22 protein-coding genes and 1 tRNA gene are annotated in these 23189 nt (G+C 72.5%); 7 read left to right on the forward strand and 16 right to left on the reverse strand.

The annotated features are described in order from the left end of the window. The first annotated feature begins 252 nt into the window (after positions 1-252). On the forward strand, positions 253-1716 hold the full coding sequence (locus ABZ078_RS35990) for a M6 family metalloprotease domain-containing protein (RefSeq protein ID WP_356582427.1): 1464 nt from the start codon (positions 253-255) through the stop codon (positions 1714-1716). A gap of 227 nt (positions 1717-1943) precedes the next feature. Here the strand turns inward: ABZ078_RS35990 and ABZ078_RS35995 are convergent. From ABZ078_RS35995 to ABZ078_RS36025, 7 genes are all read right to left on the reverse strand, one after another. Beyond that, positions 1944-2017: transfer RNA gene (locus ABZ078_RS35995), tRNA-Lys, on the reverse strand. Then, positions 2008-2631 carry a bifunctional DNA primase/polymerase gene (locus ABZ078_RS36000; RefSeq protein ID WP_356582429.1) on the reverse strand — a complete coding sequence of 208 codons (624 nt, stop codon included), beginning with the start codon at positions 2629-2631 and terminating at the stop codon, positions 2008-2010. Before ABZ078_RS36000 ends, ABZ078_RS35995 begins: the two co-directional genes overlap by 10 nt. A 165-nt stretch (positions 2632-2796) precedes the next feature. After that, a complete protein-coding gene (locus ABZ078_RS36005) occupies positions 2797-3162 on the reverse strand; it encodes a hypothetical protein (RefSeq protein WP_356582431.1) in 366 nt (121 codons plus the stop codon). Positions 3163-3505: 343 nt separating this feature from the next. Beyond that, positions 3506-4840, reverse strand: a complete 1335-nt coding sequence (locus ABZ078_RS36010; protein ID WP_356582433.1) for an AAA domain-containing protein — start codon at positions 4838-4840, stop codon at positions 3506-3508. Further along, positions 4837-6441, reverse strand: a complete 1605-nt coding sequence (locus ABZ078_RS36015) for a hypothetical protein (protein ID WP_356582435.1) — start codon at positions 6439-6441, stop codon at positions 4837-4839. Before ABZ078_RS36015 ends, ABZ078_RS36010 begins: the two co-directional genes overlap by 4 nt. Beyond that, positions 6432-7598, reverse strand: a complete 1167-nt coding sequence (locus ABZ078_RS36020; protein ID WP_356582437.1) for a hypothetical protein — start codon at positions 7596-7598, stop codon at positions 6432-6434. Before ABZ078_RS36020 ends, ABZ078_RS36015 begins: the two co-directional genes overlap by 10 nt. Beyond that, positions 7549-8526, reverse strand: a complete 978-nt coding sequence (locus ABZ078_RS36025; protein ID WP_356582439.1) for a phosphatase PAP2 family protein — start codon at positions 8524-8526, stop codon at positions 7549-7551. Before ABZ078_RS36025 ends, ABZ078_RS36020 begins: the two co-directional genes overlap by 50 nt. A 187-nt stretch (positions 8527-8713) precedes the next feature. Between ABZ078_RS36025 and ABZ078_RS36030 the strand changes: the two genes are divergently transcribed. Then, entirely contained in the window at positions 8714-9310 is a 597-nt protein-coding gene (locus ABZ078_RS36030) for a histidine phosphatase family protein (protein ID WP_356582441.1), read from the forward strand. Between the two features lie 35 nt (positions 9311-9345). On the opposite strand, the gene ABZ078_RS36035 is transcribed toward ABZ078_RS36030, so the two are convergent. Further along, a complete protein-coding gene (locus ABZ078_RS36035) occupies positions 9346-10869 on the reverse strand; it encodes a hypothetical protein (RefSeq protein ID WP_356582443.1) in 1524 nt (507 codons plus the stop codon). A gap of 289 nt (positions 10870-11158) precedes the next feature. On the opposite strand from ABZ078_RS36035, the gene ABZ078_RS36040 reads away from it, so the two are divergent. Both ABZ078_RS36040 and ABZ078_RS36045 read left to right on the forward strand, forming a co-directional pair. After that, entirely contained in the window at positions 11159-11596 is a 438-nt protein-coding gene (locus ABZ078_RS36040; protein WP_356582445.1) for a hypothetical protein, read from the forward strand. A gap of 119 nt (positions 11597-11715) precedes the next feature. After that, positions 11716-12585 carry a fused MFS/spermidine synthase gene (locus ABZ078_RS36045; protein ID WP_356582447.1) on the forward strand — a complete coding sequence of 290 codons (870 nt, stop codon included), beginning with the start codon at positions 11716-11718 and terminating at the stop codon, positions 12583-12585. A 19-nt stretch (positions 12586-12604) separates the two neighbouring features. Here ABZ078_RS36045 and ABZ078_RS36050 read toward each other — a convergent pair whose 3' ends face one another. After that, positions 12605-13135, reverse strand: a complete 531-nt coding sequence (locus ABZ078_RS36050) for a hypothetical protein (protein ID WP_356582449.1) — start codon at positions 13133-13135, stop codon at positions 12605-12607. Positions 13136-13280: 145 nt separating this feature from the next. Between ABZ078_RS36050 and ABZ078_RS36055 the strand changes: the two genes are divergently transcribed. The 3 genes from ABZ078_RS36055 to ABZ078_RS36065 all read left to right on the forward strand — a co-directional run bounded on the left by ABZ078_RS36055 (position 13281) and on the right by ABZ078_RS36065 (position 15917). Further along, entirely contained in the window at positions 13281-13985 is a 705-nt protein-coding gene (locus tag ABZ078_RS36055; RefSeq protein WP_356582451.1) for a response regulator transcription factor, read from the forward strand. Continuing rightward, positions 13982-15385: a HAMP domain-containing sensor histidine kinase gene (locus tag ABZ078_RS36060; RefSeq protein ID WP_356582453.1), complete on the forward strand. Its 1404-nt coding sequence runs from the start codon at positions 13982-13984 to the stop codon at positions 15383-15385. The genes ABZ078_RS36055 and ABZ078_RS36060 overlap by 4 nt, the downstream gene beginning before the upstream one ends. 130 nt (positions 15386-15515) lie before the next feature. Further along, complete coding sequence (locus ABZ078_RS36065; RefSeq protein WP_356582455.1) at positions 15516-15917, forward strand: hypothetical protein; 402 nt, start codon at positions 15516-15518, stop codon at positions 15915-15917. Here ABZ078_RS36065 and ABZ078_RS36070 read toward each other — a convergent pair. The 7 genes from ABZ078_RS36070 to ABZ078_RS36100 form a co-directional block, all read right to left on the reverse strand. Continuing rightward, entirely contained in the window at positions 15914-17344 is a 1431-nt protein-coding gene (locus ABZ078_RS36070) for a GH1 family beta-glucosidase (protein ID WP_356582457.1), read from the reverse strand. The genes ABZ078_RS36065 and ABZ078_RS36070 overlap by 4 nt on opposite strands. A gap of 191 nt (positions 17345-17535) precedes the next feature. After that, positions 17536-18441, reverse strand: a complete 906-nt coding sequence (locus ABZ078_RS36075) for a carbohydrate ABC transporter permease (RefSeq protein WP_356582459.1) — start codon at positions 18439-18441, stop codon at positions 17536-17538. Then, a complete protein-coding gene (locus ABZ078_RS36080; protein WP_356582483.1) occupies positions 18438-19331 on the reverse strand; it encodes a sugar ABC transporter permease in 894 nt (297 codons plus the stop codon). Before ABZ078_RS36080 ends, ABZ078_RS36075 begins: the two co-directional genes overlap by 4 nt. Continuing rightward, positions 19313-20104 carry a squalene/phytoene synthase family protein gene (locus ABZ078_RS36085; protein ID WP_356582461.1) on the reverse strand — a complete coding sequence of 264 codons (792 nt, stop codon included), beginning with the start codon at positions 20102-20104 and terminating at the stop codon, positions 19313-19315. Before ABZ078_RS36085 ends, ABZ078_RS36080 begins: the two co-directional genes overlap by 19 nt. Before the next feature lies 1 nt (position 20105). Then, entirely contained in the window at positions 20106-20477 is a 372-nt protein-coding gene (locus ABZ078_RS36090; RefSeq protein ID WP_356582463.1) for a DUF6114 domain-containing protein, read from the reverse strand. Continuing rightward, a complete protein-coding gene (locus tag ABZ078_RS36095) occupies positions 20474-21076 on the reverse strand; it encodes a DUF6230 family protein (protein ID WP_356582465.1) in 603 nt (200 codons plus the stop codon). The genes ABZ078_RS36090 and ABZ078_RS36095 overlap by 4 nt, the downstream gene beginning before the upstream one ends. Positions 21077-21724: 648 nt before the next feature. Further along, positions 21725-23179 carry a cytochrome P450 gene (locus ABZ078_RS36100; protein ID WP_356582467.1) on the reverse strand — a complete coding sequence of 485 codons (1455 nt, stop codon included), beginning with the start codon at positions 23177-23179 and terminating at the stop codon, positions 21725-21727. Positions 23180-23189: the final 10 nt, after the last annotated feature.

Raw genomic sequence — 23189 nt, forward strand, 5'->3', positions numbered from 1 at the left:
AGTGTCAGGAAAGTGTGCCGATCATAGAGGCTGGCCCTGGGCCCTTCCACCCACAGTTCAGTGTTCCCATGGGACCTGAGCTTCTGACAGATCGTTTCTGCCCGCACCTGGACGGCTTCTTCGGTCACCCGACCGGTTGTGACGTTCCGTGAGCGATTCGGGGGTGTCGATGGGGGCGATTCCTCGGCCCTCTCACCCGTCCGGTGCAGGCAAACAGGGCGTAGTACGACAATCTGACTCAGGCTGGGAGCGGTGTCCCGCGAACCGCTCCCGGAGGTCGTCGTGCCGCGTCAGTTCCCCCTGCTCACCGGCATGGGCCGACTGCGGGACCGGCCCCGACTGCGCAGTTGCGCCGCGCTGTTCACCACGATGTCGGCACTCGCGGCGACCTCCCTGGTCGCCGGTCCCTCGGTCGCCGAGCCGTTCGACACGGAACCCTGCGCGCTCGAACGCACCGACGCCCACCACTCCGAGGGCCTGGACACCTGGAACGCCGCCTATCCGCGGCCGACCCGCAAGCTCGACGCGGTCATGGTGTTCCTGTCCTTCCCGGACTCCCGGCCCCGTACGTCACCCGCCGAACTGACGGCCGACCACTTCCCGCTCACCACCCGCTTCTTCGAACGCGCCTCCTACGGCAGGTTCACCCTGCGCCCGCATCCGCTCCGGCACTGGCTCCGGATGCCGCGCCCCTCGACGGCGTACGCCATACAGCGCGACTGGAACATGGACCAGCGGGCCGCCTATCTGCGTGACGCCCTCGCCCTGGCGGACCGGGAGGTGGACTTCTCCCGCTACGACATCGTCTACTTCGTCGCCGACCCCGACGCACCCGGTGTCGACTCGGACGCCACGAAGGTCGTCAACCTGGACGAACCGCTGCGGGCCGACGGCACGGACATCCGGCGCGTCGTCACCGTGTTCGAGAACCACCCGCCGGACCGGCTGGTCCTCGCGCACGAGACCGGCCACGTCTTCGACCTGCCGGACCTGTACCACCGTCCGGTGGACGGCAAGGGCGACTGGGACACCTTCGTCGGCGACTGGGACCTGATGGGCAGCCAGTTCGGCATGGCGCCGGATCTGTTCGGCTGGCACAAGTGGAAGCTGGGGTGGCTGGAGCCGCGGCAGGTGATGTGCGTGCGGGGGGCGGGGTCCGGGGTCACACGGCTGACCCTGGAGCCGCTGGCGGCGGGGCCCGGTGTGCCGGCGGGGACGGGTGCGGCGGGGGCGCGGGGCGTGTTCGGCGTGGGCGGTGCGGGTGGTGCCGGTGGTGTCGGTGGTGCGGACGGCACCGTCGGCGTGAGGGGTACGGTCGGCGGATCCGTGGGGGTCGGCGGACCCGGAGCGGTCGGCGGCGTGCCGGGATTCGGTCTGGGCAACGGCATCAAACTCGCCGTCGTCCGCACCGGACCCGAAAGCGCGCTCGCCTTCGAGGTGCGCGGCCCGGTGGGCAATGACGTGGCGGCCTGCCGGCAGGGGGTGCTGGTGTACCGCGTGCGCAACCGGACCGAGTCCGGCGGCGGCCCCGTCGAGGTGGTCGACGCCCATCCGCGCACCGAGGCCTGCTGGGAGGCGTCGGTGTACCCGCCGCTCGCGGACGCGCCGGTCGGGCCGGGCGAGAGCTTCACGGTGCCGGGGGAGGGCGTACGGGTGGAGGTGGAGGGGCGCACGGCGTCGGGGGCGTGGACGGTGAAGATCGCGACAGGGGGGTAGCGCCTGCGCCGGATGGGGGGTCGCGCGGCGGGCACGCGATGCGCCGGGAGGTGGCGGTGCGCCCGGTGGCAGGAGGGATGCGGGTGGTGGTACGGCGGTGCGCCGGTGGTACGGGGCGGTGTGTCCGTGGGAGGTGCCGTGCGCCGGGTGGGGCGGGGCTGGACACCGGCCGGACAGGGCCGGGCATGCGTAAAGCCCCCCGCTTTCGCGAGGGGCTTTCACTGTCGTGCGCCGCCAGGGACTCGAACCCCGGACCCGCTGATTAAGAGTCAGCTGCTCTAACCAACTGAGCTAGCGGCGCCTGCTGACGTCGTAGACCTTAGCACCCTGATCGGCGTGGGGAAAAATCGATATCCGAACGGCCGCGCGAGCCGCCCGCACGGCTGCCCAGAGCAGCACCTCCGGGCCCGGCAACCAGGGATTACGGGTGTCGGGGGCGACCAGCCAGCGAGAGCCGGAGGGCGCGGCGGAGGCGGAGGCGGAGAGGGCGTCGGAGGGGGCGTCGGAGGGGGCGGCGGAGCCGCACCCGGCGGGGACGGTCACCGCGTCTCCGGTGCCATGGCAGAGGAGCGGGGGGACGTCGCCCGCGCGACCGAACTCCTCCCACCGCAGCAGCGACGGCAGCCGCTGGGCCGTGCCGGGCGCGGAGAACAGCAGCAAGCGGCCCCGGAACACCGCCACCGGTCCCGTTCCGGGCCCTTCCTCCCACAGCCGGTCGACCATCCGGCGCCCGAAGACCGCGGGCGCGCTCACGACATCGAAGACGGAACCGCAGGTCAGGACCACGGGGGCCGTGGGCCGCTCGTCCCAGAGCGCCCGGGTGCCGCGCGGATACGGTTCTGCGGAGGCGAGCCAGGCGGCGCCGTCCGCTGTGACGGAGGCGGGCGAGAACGGGGCGTTGCGTGTGCTGCTCATGGCAGACACATCTACCGACGGTGAGCGCTCCGTTCCCGAGGGTTCCCGGAAACCGGGACAGGGCGGGGTGGCGAGGCGTATCTTGCCCGCCTGGCATATGCCATGGAGTGCGCCGGGTGGGGCGGGCCGGGGTGAGCCGACGTGACCCGGCGGCCGGTCGGCAGCTCACACCGGGTCGACGTGCCCCGGCCCCTCGACGCCCCGCATCAGATCCCGGCCGAACTCCACCATCTTCTTGGCGTAGTCCTCGGTCCACTCGGCCCGCGCGGCGATGTCGGCGGGCGTCAGCCGGTCGAACCGGCGGGGGTCCGCGAGCTGGGCCGCGGCGATGGCCTGGAACTCCACCGCCCGGTCCGCCGCCGCCCGGAACGCCTGGGCCAGCTCGGTCGCCCGCGCCAGCAGCGCCCGCGGGTCGTCGATGGACTCCAGGTCGAAGAAGTGCTCGGGATCGGCGGCCACCTGCGCGGGCTCGAAGAGCAGGGGCGCGGGGCGTAGCCGCGGTTCGTTCCGTCGCGGCGTGGGCTCCGCCATGTTTTCTCCTCCACTCGTACGTCACCGATCTCATAGGCCACCGGTAACTGCCTGGGGACCGGTCACCGTCCATTCTCCCGCGCCCGCGCAAGTGGGCCTCGGCCCCCAGCTCACAAGGGCTGCCGCCGACCGCGCCGCCCCCTCACGGCCCAGGCGGGTGCCCGGCTGCTCACGGTCGCCATGCCACCCGGTGTTCCGCGAGCCGCGCCAGTACCGCGTGGTTCGCCTCCCAGCCGTCCGGGCTGTGTTTGCCAGCCGCCTGCGGCGGCGTGCCGGACTCCGTCCCGCGGTCGGGTGGGCGGTGGTGTCGTGGTCCGCGTCGAGTGCGTGGATGCCCGGCTGCTCACGGTCGCCATGCCACCCGGTGTTCCGCGAGCCGCGCCAGCACGGCGTGGTTGGCCTCCCAGCCGTCCGGGAACTTCACCACCGTCCCGAGCTGCACCGGCTCCGTCGACGGGTAGTCGTCCAGCAGCTCGCTCACCCCCGCCCGGCACACCACGATGCACGCGTGCCGGTGGCGGGAGGCGAGGACGCACAGGCGGCCCGTCTCCAGATGGAAGGCGGTGGCGTCGGGGCGGCCGGAGAGCGGGTGGAGGACGACCGTCACGTCGTACTCGCGGCCCTGCAGACGGTTCGCGGTGTCGACGGTGACGTCCGTCACGCCCAGCTCGGCCAGTGCCGCCCGGACCGCCGCCGCCTGGTCCCGGTGAGCCGTGCCGACCGCGATCCGGTCGGCGGTGAGGGGCCCGGGGTCCGGCGAGCGCTCCGACGTGGCCGCGCCGCCCCGGTCCAGGAGACGCCGTACGACCGTCGCCACCGCCCGTACCGCCTCGGGATCCGTGCGCGGGGTGTGCCGGGCGGGCAGCTCCAGCAGGCCCCAGCCCGACTCCGCCGCCTCGTCGATCACCCGGTCGGGGCCCGAGCCGTCCGACGGCACCGCGAAGGACAGTCGGCGGTCGCCGTGGTCCGTGCCGCTGCGGAACGGGGTGTACGGGTAGAAGGCGCCGGACACCAGCGGCGCGGCGGACGCGGGAAGGCGCCAGGAGACCGGCAGACGGTGCTGGGGCAGCGCCGGGTTGTGGGCGAGGAGGGTGGTGACGGCGGAGGCCGAGGGGTCGTACGACAGGCCCGCCCACTGCTCGCCGCCGACGATGGAGAACGGGTCCAGCTGACCCGGGTCGCCGACGAACAGCGCCCGCTCGAACAGGCCGGCCACGGCGAGCAGCGAGTCCGAGCGCATCTGGTACGCCTCGTCGACGATCGCGTGCGGCCAGGGCTCGTCGACCTTGACGTGCGCCCACTTCGCCGCCGTGGAGACGACGACCGCGAGGCCCGCGAGGTCGCCCGCCTTCGCCGACTTGCGTACGTTCGGCAGGTCGTCCAGCGCCTTGTCGTACGGGTCGGTGTCACTGCTGTGCAGGCGCCCCACCGGCAGCTCGGGGTTCTTATCGGCGAGCCTGAGGACCAGGTCGTCGACCTGGGCGTTGGTCTGCGCGACGACCATCAGCGGGCGCCCGGCGTCGGCGAGTTCCAGCGCCGCGCGGACGACGAGCGTGGACTTGCCGGCGCCGGGCGGAGAGTCGACGACGACACCGCGCGCGGTGCCATGCAGCGTGTCGTGCAGGATCGCGTCGGTGGCCCGCGCCGCCGCGGAACCGGGGTCGAACACGGTCGTCACAGCACGTCCTCCTCGGTCAGCGGATCGGCGGGCTCGGACACCTGCTCCCCGGGCGGCCCGCCGTGCGTCCACGGCGTCTCCTCCGGGTCGGGCAGCTTCGGGCCGCCCCGCTGCTCGTGCTCGAACAGGGTGAAACAGACCAGGTCGCCCTTCTCCGGCACGGACCCTTCTTCCGGCTCCTTGCCGCGGCCCATCTTGTCGAGCACCCGCAGCACGACCAGCGCGCTCCCCTCCGCCACGGCCCCCTCGTAGCCGACGAACTCCGCCGACTGCGGCTTCCCGCCCAGCGACCGGAACACCCTGGCCCGCTCGCCCAGATGCGGCCGGTCGGCCGTGCGGACGGTGACCAGCGGGCGCGGGCTCGGCCGCTTGCCCTCGCTGTAGGCCATGACCACCTCGGTGACCTCGCCCGCGAACGCCTCCCCGGCCAGCCGCCGCCCCGCCATCACCAGCGGGTCGTCGAGCGCCTCCTGCGCCTCCAGGCGGGCCTGTTCGCGCTCGCGTGCGGCGAGCTTGCCCGCGGCGGTGACCGCGTCGTCACGGCGCGGCTGCGGAGGCTCCCCGGCGAGGACCCGGTCCCGGTGGCCGGTGAACGACCAGCGATCGCGGGTCCACCGCTCCTCGACCCGGCCGGCCTCGGGCAGCTCCCGCAGCAGGTCCAGGCCGCGCCACACCGCGTCCCAGGTGGGCCGGGTCCGGCTCTCGACCAGCGCGCGGATCTCCCGCTCGGCGGCGGTGAGGTCGCCGAGCCGGTCGTCGGCCTCCAGACCGTCCTCGGCGGCGGCGAGGGCCGTACGGGCGCGGTCGTAGCGCTCGATGGCGGGGGCGAGCAGCTTGTTGTCGAACGCCGGGTCGGTGGCGGGACCGGCCGGCGGGCACAGCAACTGGCCCTCCCGGTCCCGCGCGAGCTCCGCCCGCAGCGCGGCCTCGGCGCCCGTCCCACCTTCCGGAGGGTCGATCCAGGCCAGCAGCGCGCCCAGGTGCTGGTCCTCCAGGGTGGACTGGCCGGTCGCCCAGTGCCGGGCCAGTACGTCCGTCATGGCCAGCAGCAGCGAGGAGCCGGGCACGCGGGCCCGCTCCCCGAAGTGCGTCAGCCACCGCCCGAGCAACGGCACGCGCGGGGGCGCGGGGTACGGGGCCTCCGGGTCCTGCTCCGCCGTGCGCCTGAAGCGCATGGAGCGGCCCAGCAGCCGTACGAAGTCGATGCCCGCGCGGCTCGGCACGATCACCTGCGGGGCGTCCGCGCACAGTTCGACCTCGACCTTGACCCGCTTGCCGGTCTCCGGATCGGTCTCGGCCCGCTCGGCGGCCTCCACGTCGGCGGCGTAGGAGTCGACGTACGGCAGGACGACGTCCGCCAGCTCGGCCAGGAACGCGAACCTGAGGTCCCGGTCGCGCGGTTGCGGTACGACCAGCAGGTGCGGGGCGTCCCGGTCGGTGCCGACCAGCGCGCCGAGCGGGGCGCCCGCCTCACCGGCGGTGGTGAGGGGCACGAAGACCAGGGGGCGGTCGGACAGGTGCCGGTGGCACACGGTGGCGGTGGGCTGGGCGCGGCCCGTGCTGACGGCTTCGAGGCGGGCGAGGGTGGAGATCAGTGACACGGGGCCACCGCCTCCCGGCCGAGGGCCTCGGCGCGCAGCCGGGCCGCCCTGCGCAGGGCCGCCACCGCCGGGTCGTCCGGGTCGCCGGACTCGCCGCGAGCCGCCGACAGGACGTCCTCGACCGTCGTCAGGCCGCCCAGCTCGGCCCGCACCGAGCGGCCCAGCGAGGTCACCGCTCCGGACGCGCGGGAGCGGGCGCGGCAGTGGAAGGCCAGCTCGCAGGCGGACAGGCACTCGGGCGCGTACGTCGCCGGGACCGACTCGACGGCGGCGGTCAGGTCGGCCGCGGGCAGCTCGGGGGAGAAACAGGTGCCGTCGGGGAGGGCGTCGGCGATGTCCTCGATGCGGGTGAGGCGGGCCAACTGGCGGGCGGTCACCGCGCGCTGCTTGCGGACGTCCACGGCCGAGGCGGTGGGGACGTTGGAGAAGTCCTTCGGGCAGACCAGCAGGACGCGGTGGCGCACGCGCGGGGCGGGGGCCCTTTCTGAGGCGCTTTGCCCCGTGGGCGCACCGAGCCGGGCGGCGATCTGCTCCAGTGCCAGCACGTACACCGCCGCCTGCCTGGCTGCCGCGCCCACCTTGGCGGGGTCCGCCGAACCGTCCAGCATCGGGAAGGACTTGATCTCCACGACCGTCCAGCTGCCGTCGGGGTGCACGACGACCGCGTCCGGCTCCAGGAAGGCGGGGGAGCCGGCGACGTCCAGCGCGAGCATCGGGTGGTCGAGCAGAGTCCACTCGCCGTGCGCCCCGGTGGCCTCGCGCAGCGCCAGTGCCGTACGGGCCGTCCGGCCCTCGGGACCGAGGGCGGTGAGCTCGGGCACGCGCGCGTGGGCGGGCGGTTCGGCGGTGCGGTCCAGTCTCTCGTGCACCAGCCGCAGCAGCTCCGCGCCGCCGTCCGCCTTGACCTTGGCCTCGAAGGCGTTCCCGCGCGTGAAGGCGAACTGCGACTGCCCGAACACCGACGGCGAGCCCAGCGCGCTCGCCAGTGCCGCCTTGTTCACCCCGGCGCCGTCCAGGATCGCGCGCCGCTTGCAGCCGGGGTTGGCGGCGAGGGCGGCCAGGGCGCGGGCGTCCAGCGCCTTGGCCGGTACGTCGGGACCGCGCAGCTCAGCGAGCCGGTGCCGGAGCGCCGTCCCCCGCGTCCTGGGGGGCGGCACTCGGCTCGGCTCCGGAACCGAACCGGGAATCGCGCTGCCGTGGAATTCGCTCACCCGCGGAAGTCTGGCATCCGCCACTGACAATTGAGGAAGAAGCGTCGGAGGAGCGCACCGGGACGGGGGTGCCGGAGGCCGTCGCGACCGGTGCGGCCGCCACCCCGAACCGGGCGCGGACCCGGTCCATGGTCCGCATGACGTACGGCGCCAGCAGCAGGCCGACGCCCATCACGGCGGCGCCCGCGGCCGCGTCGAGGAAGTAGTGGTTGGCGGTGCCCATCACCACGATCGTGGTGATCAGGGGGTAGGCGACGGCCGCCGCCTTCGCCAGGCGCGTCCCGCCGTACCGCCACAGCATCACCCCGCACCACAGCGCCCAGCCGACGTGCAGGCTCGGCATGGCCGCGTACTGGTTCGTCATGCCGCCGAGGCCCCGGGGCGCGCTCGCCTCGCCGCCCCACCAGCCGTACGAGCTGTAGTGGGCCATCGTGTCCACGAAGCCGTAGCTCTCGGCGAGCAGCCGGGGCGGGCAGGTGGGCAGGAGCGTGAAGCCGATCAGGCCGATGAAGGTCGACGTCATCAGCCAGGTGCGGGCCGCGCGGTAGTGCACGGTGCGCGACCTGAAGATCCAGACCAGGATCGCCGGGGTGACCAGGTAGTGCAGCGAGGCGTACCAGAAGTCGGCCGGGATGCCGAGCCAGGGCTCGCGGGTGAAGAGGCGGTTGAGCGGGTGCTCGGCGTTGAGGTACAGCGCCTTCTCGATGTCCAGGATCGCGACGCCGTGGTCCACGGCGGTCGACACGTCACCCCGGGCGAGGAGGCGGCCCGCCGAATAGCAGGCGTAGACCAGGAGGAGCAGCGGCAACTCGGTCCACCATCGCGGGCGGTTCCGCTGCGTCGCCTCCACGCCAGCTGTCTCGGCGTGTGGCATCCGATCGCCTCCCCCTTCTTGTCACGGCGCCGCCCGGTTGACCGGTCGTACCACTTTACGGTGTATGCGCGAGCCCCCTTCGGGCGCCCCGGCCCTCAAGACGCAGAGATCGCCCCCCGGGTTGCGCCCGCACAGCGTGCGCGATGATGGAGGCGTTCCGCCTCTCATTTCCCGGAAGGGCCCCTTCATGGCACCGCGCATCCTGCTGGCCCGGCACGGACAGACGCAATGGTCGCTGGCAGGCAAGCACACCGGCAGGACCGACGTGCCGCTCCTGGAGGAGGGCCGCAGGGGCGCGAAACTCCTCGGCGAACGCCTGCACCGGCCGCCGTACGACGGGCTGGCGGGCGTCGAGGTGCGCACCAGCCCGCTCTCACGCGCGCGTGAGACGTGCGAGCTCGCCGGCTTCGGTGAACGCGCGCGTGCCTGGGACACGCTCATGGAGTGGGACTACGGCGCGTACGAGGGCATGACCCCGGCGGACATCCAGGCCGTCCGGCCCGGGTGGCTCATCTGGCGCGACGGCGTGCCCGAGGGCGAGACCCTGTCCGAGGTGACGGCCCGGGCCGACGAGGTGGTGGCCTGGGCGCGCGAGCGGGACCGGGATGTGCTGGTCTTCGCGCACGGGCACATACTCCGGTCCATAGGGGCGCGGTGGCTGGGACTGCCGCTCGATTTCGCGGCACGGATCCGGCTGAACCCGACGTCACTGTCGGTGCTGGGATGGGCGTACGGGGAGCCGGCGGTCGAGAGCTGGAACGACCTGGGGCACCTGGCGGCCTGACGGCCTGCCCGGCGCCGCCGCCGACGGGATGCCCGTCACGCCGTGCGGGGCACGCTCGCGTGCCGCTCCAAGAACGCCGACACCCCACTCGCCCGTCGGTGCGGCAGCAGCACCCGCGCTGTCCCCGCCAGCATCGTCTGGATCCGTGACGACTGCACCTGGTCCAAGAGGTCCAGCACGCGCATCCCGGCCGCGGCCGCCTCGTCGGGACGGCCCCCACGGGCCAGATCGTCCGCCAGCTCCGTCGTGTACAGCGCGATGTTGCGCGTGAAGTGCGGATCCTGGAGCCGGGTGGCCCGCCCGGCGTGCCGCGCCGCCCGCTGCCAGTTGCCCAGCGTCGACCAGCACTGCGCCTCAAGGATCTCCAGCTCGGCCTCTCCGTAGAAGGTCATCCACTCGGGGTCGGCGTCCGAGTGGCCGCGCGCGAAGAGGGCCTGCGCACGGCCGAGGGCCTGTTCGCAGCCGGTGCGATCGGCGAGCCCCGCCCAGCCGCCCGCCTCGCGCAGCGCGAGCAGCGACATCAGGCGGGCGGAGCCCAGGGCGCGCGCGACCCGTTGCGCGGCCTGCGCCGCCCGCACCGCCTCACGCGGCCGGCCCGCGTCCCGCGCGAGGAACGACGTGTTGCAGAAGGCGTGTGCCTCAAGGGCGGGATCCCCGGCCATCCGGGCCGTCGCCAGCGCCTCCGCGTAGTGCGAGCGCGCGTCGTCGAACCGCCCCGAGTCGTGCGCCAGCCATCCCACCGAGATGGCCAGTTCCCCCGCGCCCGCGTGGATCCGGTCGCCGGTCGCCTGCCGGGTCGTCCCGGCGTCGAGCAGCGCGTAGGCGGCACGCAGCGGGGTGGCCGCGCGCCGGTAGAGGCCGTCGGCGCCGTGCCGGTCGTCGAGCAGCCGGATGCGGCGGACGGCTTCTTCGAGCGCGTCCGCCTCGTGACCTCCGACACGTCTGACGGGACGCTCCGCGGCCGCGGCGTCGAAGGCGAGCCCCAGCGGGCTCAACGAGGCGGCGGCCACCGTGGCGCCCCCGCCGGTCATGAATGCGCGACGCAGCACGTCGCTCTCCTCGTGGATCTCGTGGTTCTGGTGGTTCTCGTGGTTCTGCCGTGCGCCGTACGGGTCATGGGGGCCATGGGGGTCGTACGGGTCCTGCGGGTTGAGTGGGTTCAGCGGGCTCAGCGGGTCATACGGCTCGTGGACGGCCGGCGTCTCACGTGAGGCGTGCGCCGGGATCGTGGGGTGCGGCAAGGGCGCGTCCTCGTCGGCGCGCGCCCGGCGTCCGCGTACGGACGAGCGGGGCGCGAAGCCCAGGTCGGTGAGCGTGCGGCCGGGGAACATGTGCAGGAACACCCGTTCATACGCGTAGTTGGGGCAGCGGATCTCGCCGGCCTCGACCCGACCGACATAGCGCGCGTCACAGCTGACCCGCTCACCGATCTCGCGAGCGGCCCGCCGCACCGCCGCGGCGAACTCGGCCGGCGAGCGCTGTCCGCGCAACTGCCGGAACGCGAGATTCGGCCGCGGTGGCCTGGGGGGCTGGGACGAGGTCAGCTCTGACGACGCCATGGCCGGGTCCTCTCGTGCGAACCGTCGAACCATGCCGGAGCGGGGACGGAGTCGAAACGGATATTCGGTGAGTCGGGCCGAATATCCGTGTGGTGCCCCTTGTCTCCGGCGGGCAAGAACGTACCTGCTGTATCGGACCCGGCACGCTGGGTTTGGCTACAAACCGGATATCTCATACGGGATCCGCCATGAACTGCCATCCTTTGCGGCGGACTTCCGCCGTAGCCGTTGACGGGGCGCCGCGTTGAACTCTTCGGACTGCAAAAGGGGTTCCGTGGTGGAGGTCGGGATGGAGACCAGCCAGAGCATCGTTCCTCGTACGCCGTCGACGACGGCGGGACTCGCGCCGGTCGCAGAGTGCAGCGAACCGCCGGGGGCGGGCTGTGACGTGGTCACGGTTCCGGCGCGGCAGGGCCTGGAGGCGGTCGACATCCTGCGGCGGGGCGCCGGCGACGCGGTGGGGCCCGTTCTGCACGACGACGGCGGCGACACGCTGGGCTTCGTCGTCCCGCCGGGCACGGCGGCCGCCTGGGACCTGCCCGGCAGCACCTGCACCGAGACCGACGGCCGGGGACTGAGCCTGAACCTCGACCCCGAGCCGCCGGTCGAGGGCTCGGACTGGCTGCTGCCGCCCGGAGAGGCGGACCTGGCGACGGATCCCACGGCCCTGCGTGCGGCGCTGGGGGAAGCGGCGCGGTTGATCGAGGCGGCCGACAACTGCCGGTGACGTGCGGTCCTGCCGGTGACGTGGGGTCGTCGGCGCGATGAGCCCGGTCCCGGCGCCAGGGGGGAGTGCCCGTACTCCCTGATCAGGTCGGAGTGCCCGTACTCCCTGATAATGGCCGGGTGGGAAAGACCAGGAACCCCCGGCGCTCGGGTGCGGCCGTCGCCTCCGTCGTCGAGACCGTCGACGGCGGGCTCGCCGAACTCATACCCGACCGGGACCGGGCGCGGGCCTGGACACTGCTCATCGACGGCGCCCCGCAGTCGCACGTCGATCTCGACGACCCGGCCTATCTCTCCTTCGAGTACCAGCGCCGCCTCGGGCACGTCATCGACCTGGTCGCCCCGCCCGGCAGACCCGTACAGGCCGTGCACCTCGGCGGGGGCGCCCTCACCCTCGCCCGCTATGTCGCCGCCACCCGCCCCCGCTCCACCCAGCAGGTCGTCGAGCGCGACGCTCCCCTCGTCCAACTGGTCCGCCGCGAACTGCCGTTGGACCGCAACGCCCGCGTCCGGGTGCGGTCCGTCGACGCGCGCGAAGGGCTCGCCAAGGTGCCCGACGGCTGGGCCGATCTCGTCATCGCCGACGTCTTCAGCGGGGCCCGCACCCCGGCCCACCTCACGTCCACCGAGTTCCTCGACGACGTCCGCCGGGCGCTGAGACCCGGTGGCTGGTACGCCGCCAACCTCGCCGACGGGCCGCCGCTCGCGCATCTGCGCGGCCAGATCGCCACCGCGGCCGCCCGGTTCGCCGAACTGGCCCTGGTCGCCGATCCGACCGTGCTGCGCGGCAGACGCTTCGGCAACGCCGTCCTCGTCGCCGCCGACCAGCCGCTCCCGGTCGCCGAACTGACCCGCCGCGCCGCCTCCGACCCGCACCCCGGGCGGGTCGAACACGGCAGGTCCCTCACCGACTTCACGGGTGGCGCCGTACCGGTCACGGACGCGGCGGCGGTCGCGTCACCAGCGCCCCCGGCGTCCGTCTTCAGGTGACCCGGCACTCTCGGCCGACTCAGTAGTTCCCGATGTCCACCCGCGGTGGCCCGTCGTGCCAGGTGCAGAACACCGACACACGGTCCGCCCCCGCGCCGAACTCCACCCGGATCCACGTCCGCGTCTTCCACACCTGCATCGACCAGCCCGCCCCCGGCGTCGCCGAGACGAGGGTCGCGGAGCTCTCGCCGATGTCGAAGACCACCCGGCCACCGTCGGTGTCGTAGCCCTTGACCTGGCCCGAGGTGGTGGGGGAGGGGCCGGGGTCCTGCGGCGGTGTCTTGGCCGGGTCCGGCGTGCGGGGCGTCCCGGTCGGCTCCGGCGAGGGACTCGGAGGGCTCGGCGGCCTCTTCGACGGGGTCGGCCGATTCGTGGACGACGCAGGCGGCTCGGACTCCTGCGCGGTCGCGTCGGCCGCCGTGATGGGCAGGGCGCGCGGCCGGTCGTACACCGTGCCGGCCATCACCGTGTGGACCCCCCACCACGACAGCGTGACCGCCGCGCCGGTGGCGAGCGACCAAGCGAGAACGTGTACGAATCCTCTGAGCATCGCGGGCCATACTGCCTCACGTGTCCCGGACGTGTCGCGGGTTGTCCACAGGGCCGGAGCCGCCCACAGGGGCGCGGTTGTCCACAACAGATGAGTTGTCCACAGGCCCGGACCGGGCTCGCCCGCATGGCGTACGGTGCGGCGCATGGCAAGTGTGCTCGTGGTCGAGGACGACCAGTTCGTACGCTCGGCGCTCATCCGGCACCTGACCGACGCCGCCCACACGGTGCGCAGTGTCGGTACGGCACTGGAGGCGCTGCGCGAGGTCGCCCATTTCCGCTTCGACGTGGTGATCCTGGACCTCGGTCTGCCCGATCTGGACGGCTCCGAGGCCCTGAAGATGCTGCGCGGCATCACCGACGTGCCGGTGATCATCGCCACGGCACGCGACGACGAGGCGGAGATCGTCCGGCTGCTGAACGCCGGGGCGGACGACTATCTGACCAAGCCGTTCTCGGTCGAGCACCTGTCGGCCCGGATGGCCGCCGTCCTGCGCCGGGCCCGGTCCGGCAACGGGGAGGCGACCCTGTCGAGCGTGCTCCGCGTCGGCGGCCTGACCGTCGACCCCCTGCGCCGCCAGGCCGAACTGGACGGCGTACGCCTGGACCTCACCCGCCGCGAGTTCGACCTGCTCGCCTTCCTGGCCGGCCGGCCAGGTGTCGTCGTACCGCGCAAGGAACTGCTCGCCGAGGTGTGGCAGCAGTCGTACGGCGACGATCAGACCATCGACGTCCATCTGTCCTGGCTGCGCCGGAAACTGGGCGAGACGGCCGCCAACCCGCGCTATCTGCACACCCTGCGCGGCGTCGGCGTGAAGCTGGAGCCACCCGGGACGGAGCCGCCGCGATGAGGTGGGCACTGGTCAAGGTCTGCCTGGCGGTGACCACCATGGTCGTGGTCGCCTTCGCCGTCCCGCTCGGACTCGTCGTCCGGGAGATGGCCCGCGACCGCGCGTTCACCAACGCCGAGCGGGAGGCCGCGGCCGTCGCCCCGGCGCTGTCCATCACCACCGACCGGGACCAGTTGGAGCGGGTCGTCGCCTCGGCCGGGTCGGACGCGGGCATGGCCGTGCACATACCGGCCTCCGATGACACGGCCGCCGTCGACCTCGGCCGGCAGCGCGCCGCCGCCGACGACATCGCGACGGTACGACGGCTGGGCCGCGCCTCGACCACCGAGGTGCCCGGCGGATCCACGCTGCTCCAGCCGGTCGCGCTGAGCTCCGGTGAGATCGCGGTCGTGGAGGTGTACGTCCCCGACTCCGAGGTCACCGACGGACTCGCCACGGCCTGGGCGGTGCTCGCTGGGGTCGGGGTCGCGCTGATCGTCGGCTCGGTGGCGGTCGCCGACCGGCTGGGCGTACGGATGGTGCGGCCCGCTCAGCGTCTGGTCGAGGGTGCGCATGAGCTGGGGGAGGGGAAGCTGGGCGCTCGGGTGCCCGAGGAGGGGCCGAACGAACTGCGGCTGGCGGCGGTCGCGTTCAACTCGATGGCCGACCAGGTCGTCCAACTCCTTGCGAACGAACGCGAGTTGGCGGCCGACCTGTCCCACCGTCTGCGTACGCCGCTGACCGTGCTGCGGCTGAACACGGCCTCCCTCGGGGACGGTCCGGCCGCCGAGCAGACCAGGGCCGCCGTCGCCCAGCTGGAGCGCGAGGTCGACACCATCATCCGTACCGCCCGGGAGGCCAAGCCGCAGACCGTGGCGGCCGGTCCGGGCGCCGGGTGCGACGCGGCCGAGGTGGTGCGCGAGCGGATGGCGTTCTGGTCGGCGCTGGCAGAGGACGAGGGCCGCAAGGTGCGGGTGGCCGGCGTGGACCGGCCGGTGCGCATACCCGTGGCCCGGGCGGATCTGGCGGCCGCGCTGGACGCCCTGCTCGGCAACGTCTTCCGGCACACCCCCGACGGCACGGCGTTCGCGGTCGACGTGCACAACGGCGAGGACGCGGTGATCGTGCTCGTCTCGGACGCGGGGCCCGGCATATCCGACCCCGAGGCGGCGATGGCGCGCGGCCGGGGCTCGGGCAGTGACGGGTCGACCGGCCTCGGACTGGACATCGTGCGGCGGCTCGCGGAGTCGACGGGCGGGGACGTGCGGATCGGGTCGTCGGTGCTCGGCGGGACAGAGGTGCGGATCTGGATCCAGCTGGACGGGCGGGCGCCCGTGCGCAGGGGGCATCGGAGTGCGGTCCGAAGACGCCGTCCCGGCAGACTGGTCTCCACCTTTAACCGCCCCCGATCCCTTCCTTGAGCGCGCCCTGAGATCGCCGACGCCCGTCTGGATCAGGTCTTTTGCCCGATTCCGGATCGCTAGCGTGCTGCCGCACCCCACCCTCGTGAACAGTGAGGCAGGCACGCGATGAGCACCCACCGGCGATGACGTGGTGGTCGTGTACTTCGCGGGGCACGGGCTCGTGCAGGACCGCGACCGGCACTACCTCCTGTGCTGGGACTCCCACGAGGATGATCCGGCCACCACGGCCCTGGCCACCGAGGACTTGGTGCGGATCCTGTGCCGAGGAGACCTCCGCCACCTTCTTCTCATCCTCGACACGTGCGCGGCCGGCGCGGGAAGCGCGGAGGCGGCCGGGGTCGCCCTGCAGTCCATCGCCTACCGGCACGGGGGCGCGGGAGCGTCCAGCGGACTGTGGTTCCTTGCCTCCGCCCGGCGCAAGGACATCGCCGAGGACGGCGCTTTCGCGACCGCCCTGCGAGGAACGCCGGGGCGCGGCACGCCCCCCGGCGTACCGCGCCCCGCCCCCCGGCCGACTGCCGTCCGCTAGAGCTCCTGCTCCACCGCCGGCAACGTCCCCGTCCGAGCCGCCTTCGCGTACCAGTACGCGCTCGACTTCGGCGTCCGCTCGAGCGTCGAGTAGTCGACGTACACCGCGCCGAACCGCTTCCCGTAGCCGTACGCCCACTCGAAGTTGTCCATCAGGGACCACAGGTAGTAGCCCCGGACATCGGCGCCGTCGGTGATCGCGCGGCGGACCTCGGAGAGGTGGCCGTGCAGGTAGGCGATCCGCTCCGGGTCGTGGACGCGGCCGTCGGGGTCCGGCTTGTCGTCGTAGGCCGCGCCGTTCTCGGTGATGTAGAGCGGCAGGCCCGGTGCCTCGCGCGTGTACCGCATGATCAGCTCGTGCAGGCCGGTCGGGTCGATGCTCCAGCCCATCTCCGTGCGCTCACCCGGCGTCTGATGGAACAGCACGTCGTCCGCCCCGGGCCACGGCGAGTGCTCGCTCGCCCCGTGGCCGTCGGCACGCGGGCCGGCCACCCCGGTCTCGGCCGCCGAGACCAGCGCGGGCGTGTAGTAGTTCAACCCCAGGGCGTCCAGCGGCTGGTTGATCGCCGCCAGGTCGCCGTCCAGCACGAACGCCCAGTCCGTCACCGGCTCCGTCGCCTCGTACAGCGACTCCGGGTACGCGCCGTGCAGGATCGGGCCGTGGAAGACCCCGTTGGCCAGATCGTCGATCTTCCGTGCCGCCACCAGGTCCGCCGGGTCCTGGGACAGCGGGCGTACCGTCGCGGAGTTGAGGCTGAGCGCCACCGAGTTGCGGGCCGGCATCACCGAGCGCAGGGCCGAGGTGCCCAGCCCGTGCGCCAGGTTCAGGTGGTGGGCCGCCCGCAGCGAGCCCGCCGGTTCGGTGCGGCCCGGCGCGTGCACACCCGAGCCGTAGCCCAGGAACGCGCTGCACCACGGCTCGTTGAGCGTGATCCACTGCTCCACCCGGTCGCCCAGCGCCTCGCCGACGATCTGCGCGTACTCGGCGAACCGGTACGCCGTGTCCCGCTCCGGCCAGCCGCCCGCGTCCTCCAGCTCCTGCGGCAGGTCCCAGTGGTACAGGGTGACGGCGGGCTTGATGCCGTGCGCCAGCAACTCGTCCACCAGGCGGCGGTAGAAGTCCAGGCCCACCTGCACCGCCGGACCCCGGCCCGTCGGCTGCACACGCGGCCAGGAGACGGAGAAGCGGTACGCGCCCAGGCCGAGCTCGGCCATCAGCGCCACGTCGTCGCGGTAGCGGTGGTAGTGGTCGACAGCGATGTCACCGTGCTCGCCGCCGGCCGTCCGGCCCGGCGTATGGCTGAAGGTGTCCCAGATGGACGGCGTGCGACCGCCCTCCCGCACCGCCCCCTCGATCTGGTACGCCGACGTCGCGGCGCCCCAGAGGAAGGCGGGGGGAAAGGACACGGAGGTCATGGGCTCAGGCATGGAAGCGCTCCCATTGGGGGTCGTGGAGACCGACGGGTGAGGAGAGAAGAGAAGGCGGGAGGAGAGGAGAAGAGGAGAAGAGGAGAAGAGGGGGACGGGGGAAGGGGGGAAGGGGGGAAGGGGGTGCTGGGGGCCGAGGCGGCGGTGACCCGGCCCCTGGAAGTCGTACGACGGAACGGGACGGCTGGGCGTCAGCCCTTGATCGCGCCCTGCATGATGCCGCCCACGATCTGCTTGCCGAACAGCAGGAAGGCGATCAGCAGCGGCAGCGTGCCGAGCAGGGCGCCCGCCATGATCACCGCTTGGTCGGGGACATAGCCGGTGCCCAGGGAGTTCAGGGCGACCTGCACGGTCGGGTTCTCCTGGTTCAGGGCGATGATCGGCCACAGGAAGTCGTTCCAGGCGAACACGAACGTCAGCAGGCCCAGGACGGCCATCGCGGGCCGGGCGGCCGGGAAGACCACGTGCCAGACCACCCGCAGACTGCTCGCGCCGTCCACCCGCGCCGCTTCGATCAGCTCACTGGGCAGCGCCTGCACCAGGTACTGCCGCATGAAGAACGTACCGAAGGCCGTGCACAGCGTCGGCAGGATGACCGTCTGGAGCTGGTTCGACCAGCCGAGGTCCGCCATCCAGAGATACAGGGGTACGACGGCCAACTGCGGCGGGATCATCATCGTGCCGATCGTCAGCAGCAGCAGGACACCGGAGAACCGGAACCGAAGCTTGGCGAAGGCGAAGCCGGCGAGCGTGGCGAACAGCACCGTGCTGATGGTGATGGTGCCCGCGACGATCGTGCTGTTGAGCATCGCGGCGCCGAGCCCGGCCTCCTCCCACGCCCGTTCCATGTTCTTGAACAGGTTCCCGCCGAACCACAGCGGCGGCGGGGTCTCCGCGAGCCGCCGGTCGGTGCGCGAGGCCGCGATCGCCGTCCACACCAGCGGGGCCAGCGACACCAGCGCGAAGACGCTCAGCACGACGTAGGTGAGCGGGCCGGCGTGCAGCTGCTTGCCGGCGCCCATCACCCGGGGTCGCTCCCGCCTGGACCCAGGCTTCTGCTTCCCTGCCTGAGGGAGCGTCAGTTCACTTGTACTCATTGGGACTTCCTCAGCCGTCGGGAGATCAGCAGCTGGATCACGGCGACGATCAGCAGGATCAGGAACATCGACCAGGCGATCGCGGACGCCTTGCCGAGGTTGCCGATGATCCAGCCCTGGTCGTACATGTACAGACCGAGCGTCTGGTACTGGTGCCCGGAGCCGCCCTTCGAACCGCTCACCCCGCCGAACAGCAGGGGCTCACCGAAGAGTTGGGTCGCGCCGATCGTCGAGACGACCACCGTGAACAGGATGGTCGGCCGCAACTGCGGGATCGTCACATGGAGGAACTGCTGCCAGCGGTTGGCGCCGTCGATCGCCGCGGACTCGTAGAGGTCGGCCGGGATCGCCTGCATCGCCGCCAGGTAGATCAGCGCGTTGTAACCCGTCCAGCGCCAGATCACGATCGACGAGACGGCGAACTGCGAACCCCAGTCGGACTCACGCCAGTTGACCGGATCGATCCCGACGAAGTCCAGCAGCCAGTTGATCATGCCGCCGTCCCAGGAGTACAGCAGGACGAACACCAGCGTCGCCGCCGCCACCGACGTGGCGTACGGAGTGAGCATGACGACCCGCCACATGGTCGAGCCGCGCAGCTTGTAGTTGAGCAGGTGCGCCAGGCCGATCGCCATCAGCAGCTGCGGCACCGTGGAGATCACGCCGATCGTGAAGGTGTTCCACAGCGCGTTCCAGAAGAAGTCCGAGGACAGCAGGTTCTGGTAGTTGTCCAGGCCGGTCCAGGTCTGGCCGTCCAGGTCGGCCAGCTGCACGTTGTGCAGGGAGTACCAGGCCGTGTAGAGCAGCGGGACGAGCGAGAACGCCCCGAAGACGATGAAGAAGGGGGCGATGAACGCGTACGGCGACGCCTTCATGTCCCAGCGGTACAGCCGGCTCCGCCAGGAGCTCGGGCCCGGCGGAGGCGGCGGCGCACCAGGTCCTCGAACGCCGGGGTGGCGCGCCGGGCCAGCAGGTCCGTCCGGCGCACGCCGGCCTCGTCCAGGGCTTCCTGCGGCAGCGGGACGTGGCCGCGGTCGAGGTCGTCGGAGAGGTCGACGAGGGCGTCGGTGAGGTAGATCGCCTCGACGGCGGTCTGGCAGGCCATGGCCGCGTCGGGCACGCTTGCGGCGATTGCTTCCGGCTCGGTGGACAGGCCCGCGGCGCGCAGCAGCAGGGAGCCTGCGCGCAGGACGAGCGGGGTGTTGATCAGGCTGTTGTAGTGCCGCCACTCCTGCCAGGTGGCGAACTGCCGTCCGTGGACGTCCTGGCGGAGTTCCTCGAACAGTGTGTGCAGGAATCCTGGCGGCACATTCCAGGTCAGCATGGTGTGGATCAGCGCCTGCCGTACCGGGTCGCTGCCGCGGCCTTCGCGCAGGTCCGAGTCGAACGCCGAGATCCACGCCTCCAGCCGTCCGGCCCGTCCCGGATCCGCCTCGCCGGCCGATCCGACTGCGTCGGCCAGGTCGTCTACGGCCCGGACGGCGCCGTACAGGGCCCAGGTGGCGGTCCGCAGCGGGGGCGGCAGCAGCAGCGAGACGGCGTACTCGATCTCGCCCGTCGCGCGGGTGGCGCGGCGGCACGCCTCGTAGCCGCGGCGCAGGGCAGCGTCGTGGATGCCGCTGCGCTGGTAGACACCGGTGGTGGGCAGGGCGATGGAGCTCACCTCACGCCTCCTCTTGTGGGGTCGAAGGTGCTTGCTGGGGGATCCAGGCCAGTGCGAGGGCGCTGCCGACGGCGGTGAGCAGGAAGCCCAGGAGCAGGCCGCCGAGGTTGGCGGCGACCAGGCTGACCAGGGACATCACGGCGGCCAGGACGCCGGAGAAGTAGCGCAGGGCGGGGTTGTGCCACGTCGTCACACCGGCGACGACGAAGAGTGCGCCGAGGGCCCACGAGGCGGCGCCCGCGGTGCCGGTGAACCTTAGAAAGCCCAGCCCCGCCCAGGAGACGCAGATCAGCTCCAGTCCGCCGAGGCCCAACAGCAGCCCCGCCGCGAACGGGCGGCCCCGACGCCACCCGCGTCGAACCGCCGTAGTCATCGGGTAGTTCCCGGCTCGCAGCCGCCCTCTCCCCGGCGCAGCTCGATGGCAACACCGCGGGACGTGATCGTCCCGGCGGTGAAGGCATGTGGCTGCGTGGTCACCGCGGTGGCGCTGACCTTCTGCGCGCCGACGGTGAACAGGCCCGTGGGCCGGTCCAGGGACACCCGGGGGGTGCTGAACTTCGCTCCGGAGAGCTTCACCGACCCGGCCGTGGCCTTGCCCGCCTCCACCGTCAGGCCAGAGGCAGAGGAGTGCTCGATGCGCACGATGGCCGTCACTGCTCCGACGACCGGCAGGTGGGTGGTGGAGGTGACGCAGGCGTCCTGCACGGTGGCCTGTTCCATCCGCGTGGCCAGCGCCGGCAATAGTCCGCCACGGCCTGAGGCGGCCGGAGAGGCCGACACACCCGATGCGGACACCCGCGCGGCATGGACCGTGACGGGAACCTCCCCCGCGAACGCCACGGAGACGACCCCCGCGGCGCTTCCGGTCAGCAGGACGGAGGCACCGACGAGTAGGGGAGCCAGCGCCAGAGCGAACCGCCGGCGGCTCGTGCGCCCGCCGCGTGTTCTCTCGGGGACGTTGTTATCGATCACGACCAGCCCAACGACCGTCCCGGACCGAAGTACCGCCAAGCCCACGATCGGCTGATACGACACCGCGGCTGGTTGCCTCGTCGGGTACGGCTACCCAGGGTGGCATTCACCCACCGGCCTCGTTGGAAGTGCGCACGAGTACGCAAGCGTGCTGTGAACAGCGGCATTTGTCCGTTGTCGAGGCCGCGCCCGAGCAGGCGGCGCCACGGCCTCCCTTCGCCGTGGTCACGGGAGCCGTGCGCGGGGTGGGACGGGCTGTCACCGGCCGTCTCGCCCGGGACGGCAGTCGGCTGGTGCTCGAACGACATCGGAGTAGCGCCACCTGCGTCGTACGGGTTGCGAACTCGGTCCGGACCACGTGGCGCTGGGCATCGATGTCGCCTGCGCGGACGAGGCGCAGCAACTGGCTACGGCGGACAGCCAGGCAGGCCGATGAGGGCAGCCCGGGCGAACCCGGCGATGGGTGGTGACAGATCCGGCTCCAGGCCGGCCCCGGGCACACCAGCGACGCAGGAGCGGGACGGGCAGTCCACGGTCATGCAGCGCAGTGGCCGGGAAAGAGCCAGGCCGCCGCTGGCGGAGTCGCCTGCGGCGATGCATTGCGGGGCGATGCTCTCCGCCAGCAGGCCCCGACATGCGAGGAAGACTTCACGGTGCATCTCCCTCCGGGCCGTGCATGCCTGTCGGTGGCACGGCGCGAGCGAGGTCAAGGCGCTCGCCCGATCGGGAGTCGCGGGGATGGCAGGTCATGGGCAGCGGGCCGGGGGAGATGACGATGCGGGCGCGCGGCCGGTAGCGGTGTCCCGGTACGGGGCGCAGCCGCCAGCGGGCAGCGATGGTGGCCACGGCGGTGAGGACCTGGTTCATCGTCAGGGCGTCGCCGATGCACTTGCGCACCCCCGCGCCGAAGGCGATGTCGGAGCAGCGTGCCAGGCTCTTGGCGCGGTCGGGCAGCCAGCGGTCGGGGTCGAAGCACAGCGGGTCCGGGTGGACTGCGGGGTTGCGGTGCACCGCGTAGGTGCAGTAGGCGAGTTCGGTTCCCGCAGGGAGTTCGGTCTGGCCGAGGCGTACGGGGACGAGGGCGCGCCGGCCCAGCATCCAGGGAGCGGGGTGCAGGCGCAGGGTCTCCTTGACGACCCGCCGGGTGTAATCGAGCGCGGGCAGGTCCTCGGCCCGCACGGGCCGTCCCTGGAGGACGGAGCCGATCTCCTCGTGCACCCGCTGTGCGACGGCGGGATTCAGCGCCAACTCGTAGAAGACGTGGGGCAGTACGTCCTTCAGGCCGTGGGTCGCGGCCCAGAGCAGGAACAGCGTGTCGGCGATGATCTGCTGGTCGTCGAGCGGCTCGTCCGTGTCGGGGTAGCGGGCCAGCAGGAGTTGGGAGAGGACATCGTCGCCGGCCGCGCCCTGGCTGCGGTGGTGGGCGAGGGAGGCCGCGACGGCGGCGCGCAAGCCGGACAGTGCCCGCAGGAACCGTCCAGTGCCCGGAACGTGCTTGATGTGGGCGAGCCCTGGGAGGGCGAGACGCCAGTACATGCCAGGGGTGGTCTGGGAGCTCAGAGCCGCAAGTTCGGCCGTCACCTGGTCGAGGGCAGGTGTGTCGCCGCATACGGCGCGGGCGTTGACGCTGTAGGCGAGGCGGGCCATTTCCTTGTCCACGCGGATGGTTGTGCCGGGGGCCCAGCCGGCGATGGTCTCTTGCACGGCCTGCCGGACCGCCGGTGTCCAGGCGGCGATCCGGCGGGGGTGGAAAGCCGGTTGTACGGCACGACGGTGCCGCAGGTGCGATGCGAAGAGTGTCAACCCGTCGAAGCGCATGTCCATCACCAGGCTGATGCCGAACTGAGAGCCGATTCCCGCGGTGATCCGTGCCTGGGAGTAGCTGCGGGCGTCGGTCACCAGGACCTGGTGCAGGAGTTCTGGTGAGTTGACCAGATAGACGTCGGGGGTGAAGGCAGGGCCCCGCATCCGCACCAAGGGGCCCAATTCGTTGAGTGACGTCATGAAGCCGAGCGGGTCGCACAGGAGCTTCAGGCCGTGCCCGAGCAGGGGCAGGGCTCCAGGAGCGGTCGGGACGGCGGTGGGAGGCACGGCGGCAGCCACGGGCCCTCTC

The organism is Streptomyces sp. NPDC006385 (genome assembly GCF_040612485.1).
In the GTDB taxonomy this organism is placed as follows: domain Bacteria; phylum Actinomycetota; class Actinomycetes; order Streptomycetales; family Streptomycetaceae; genus Streptomyces.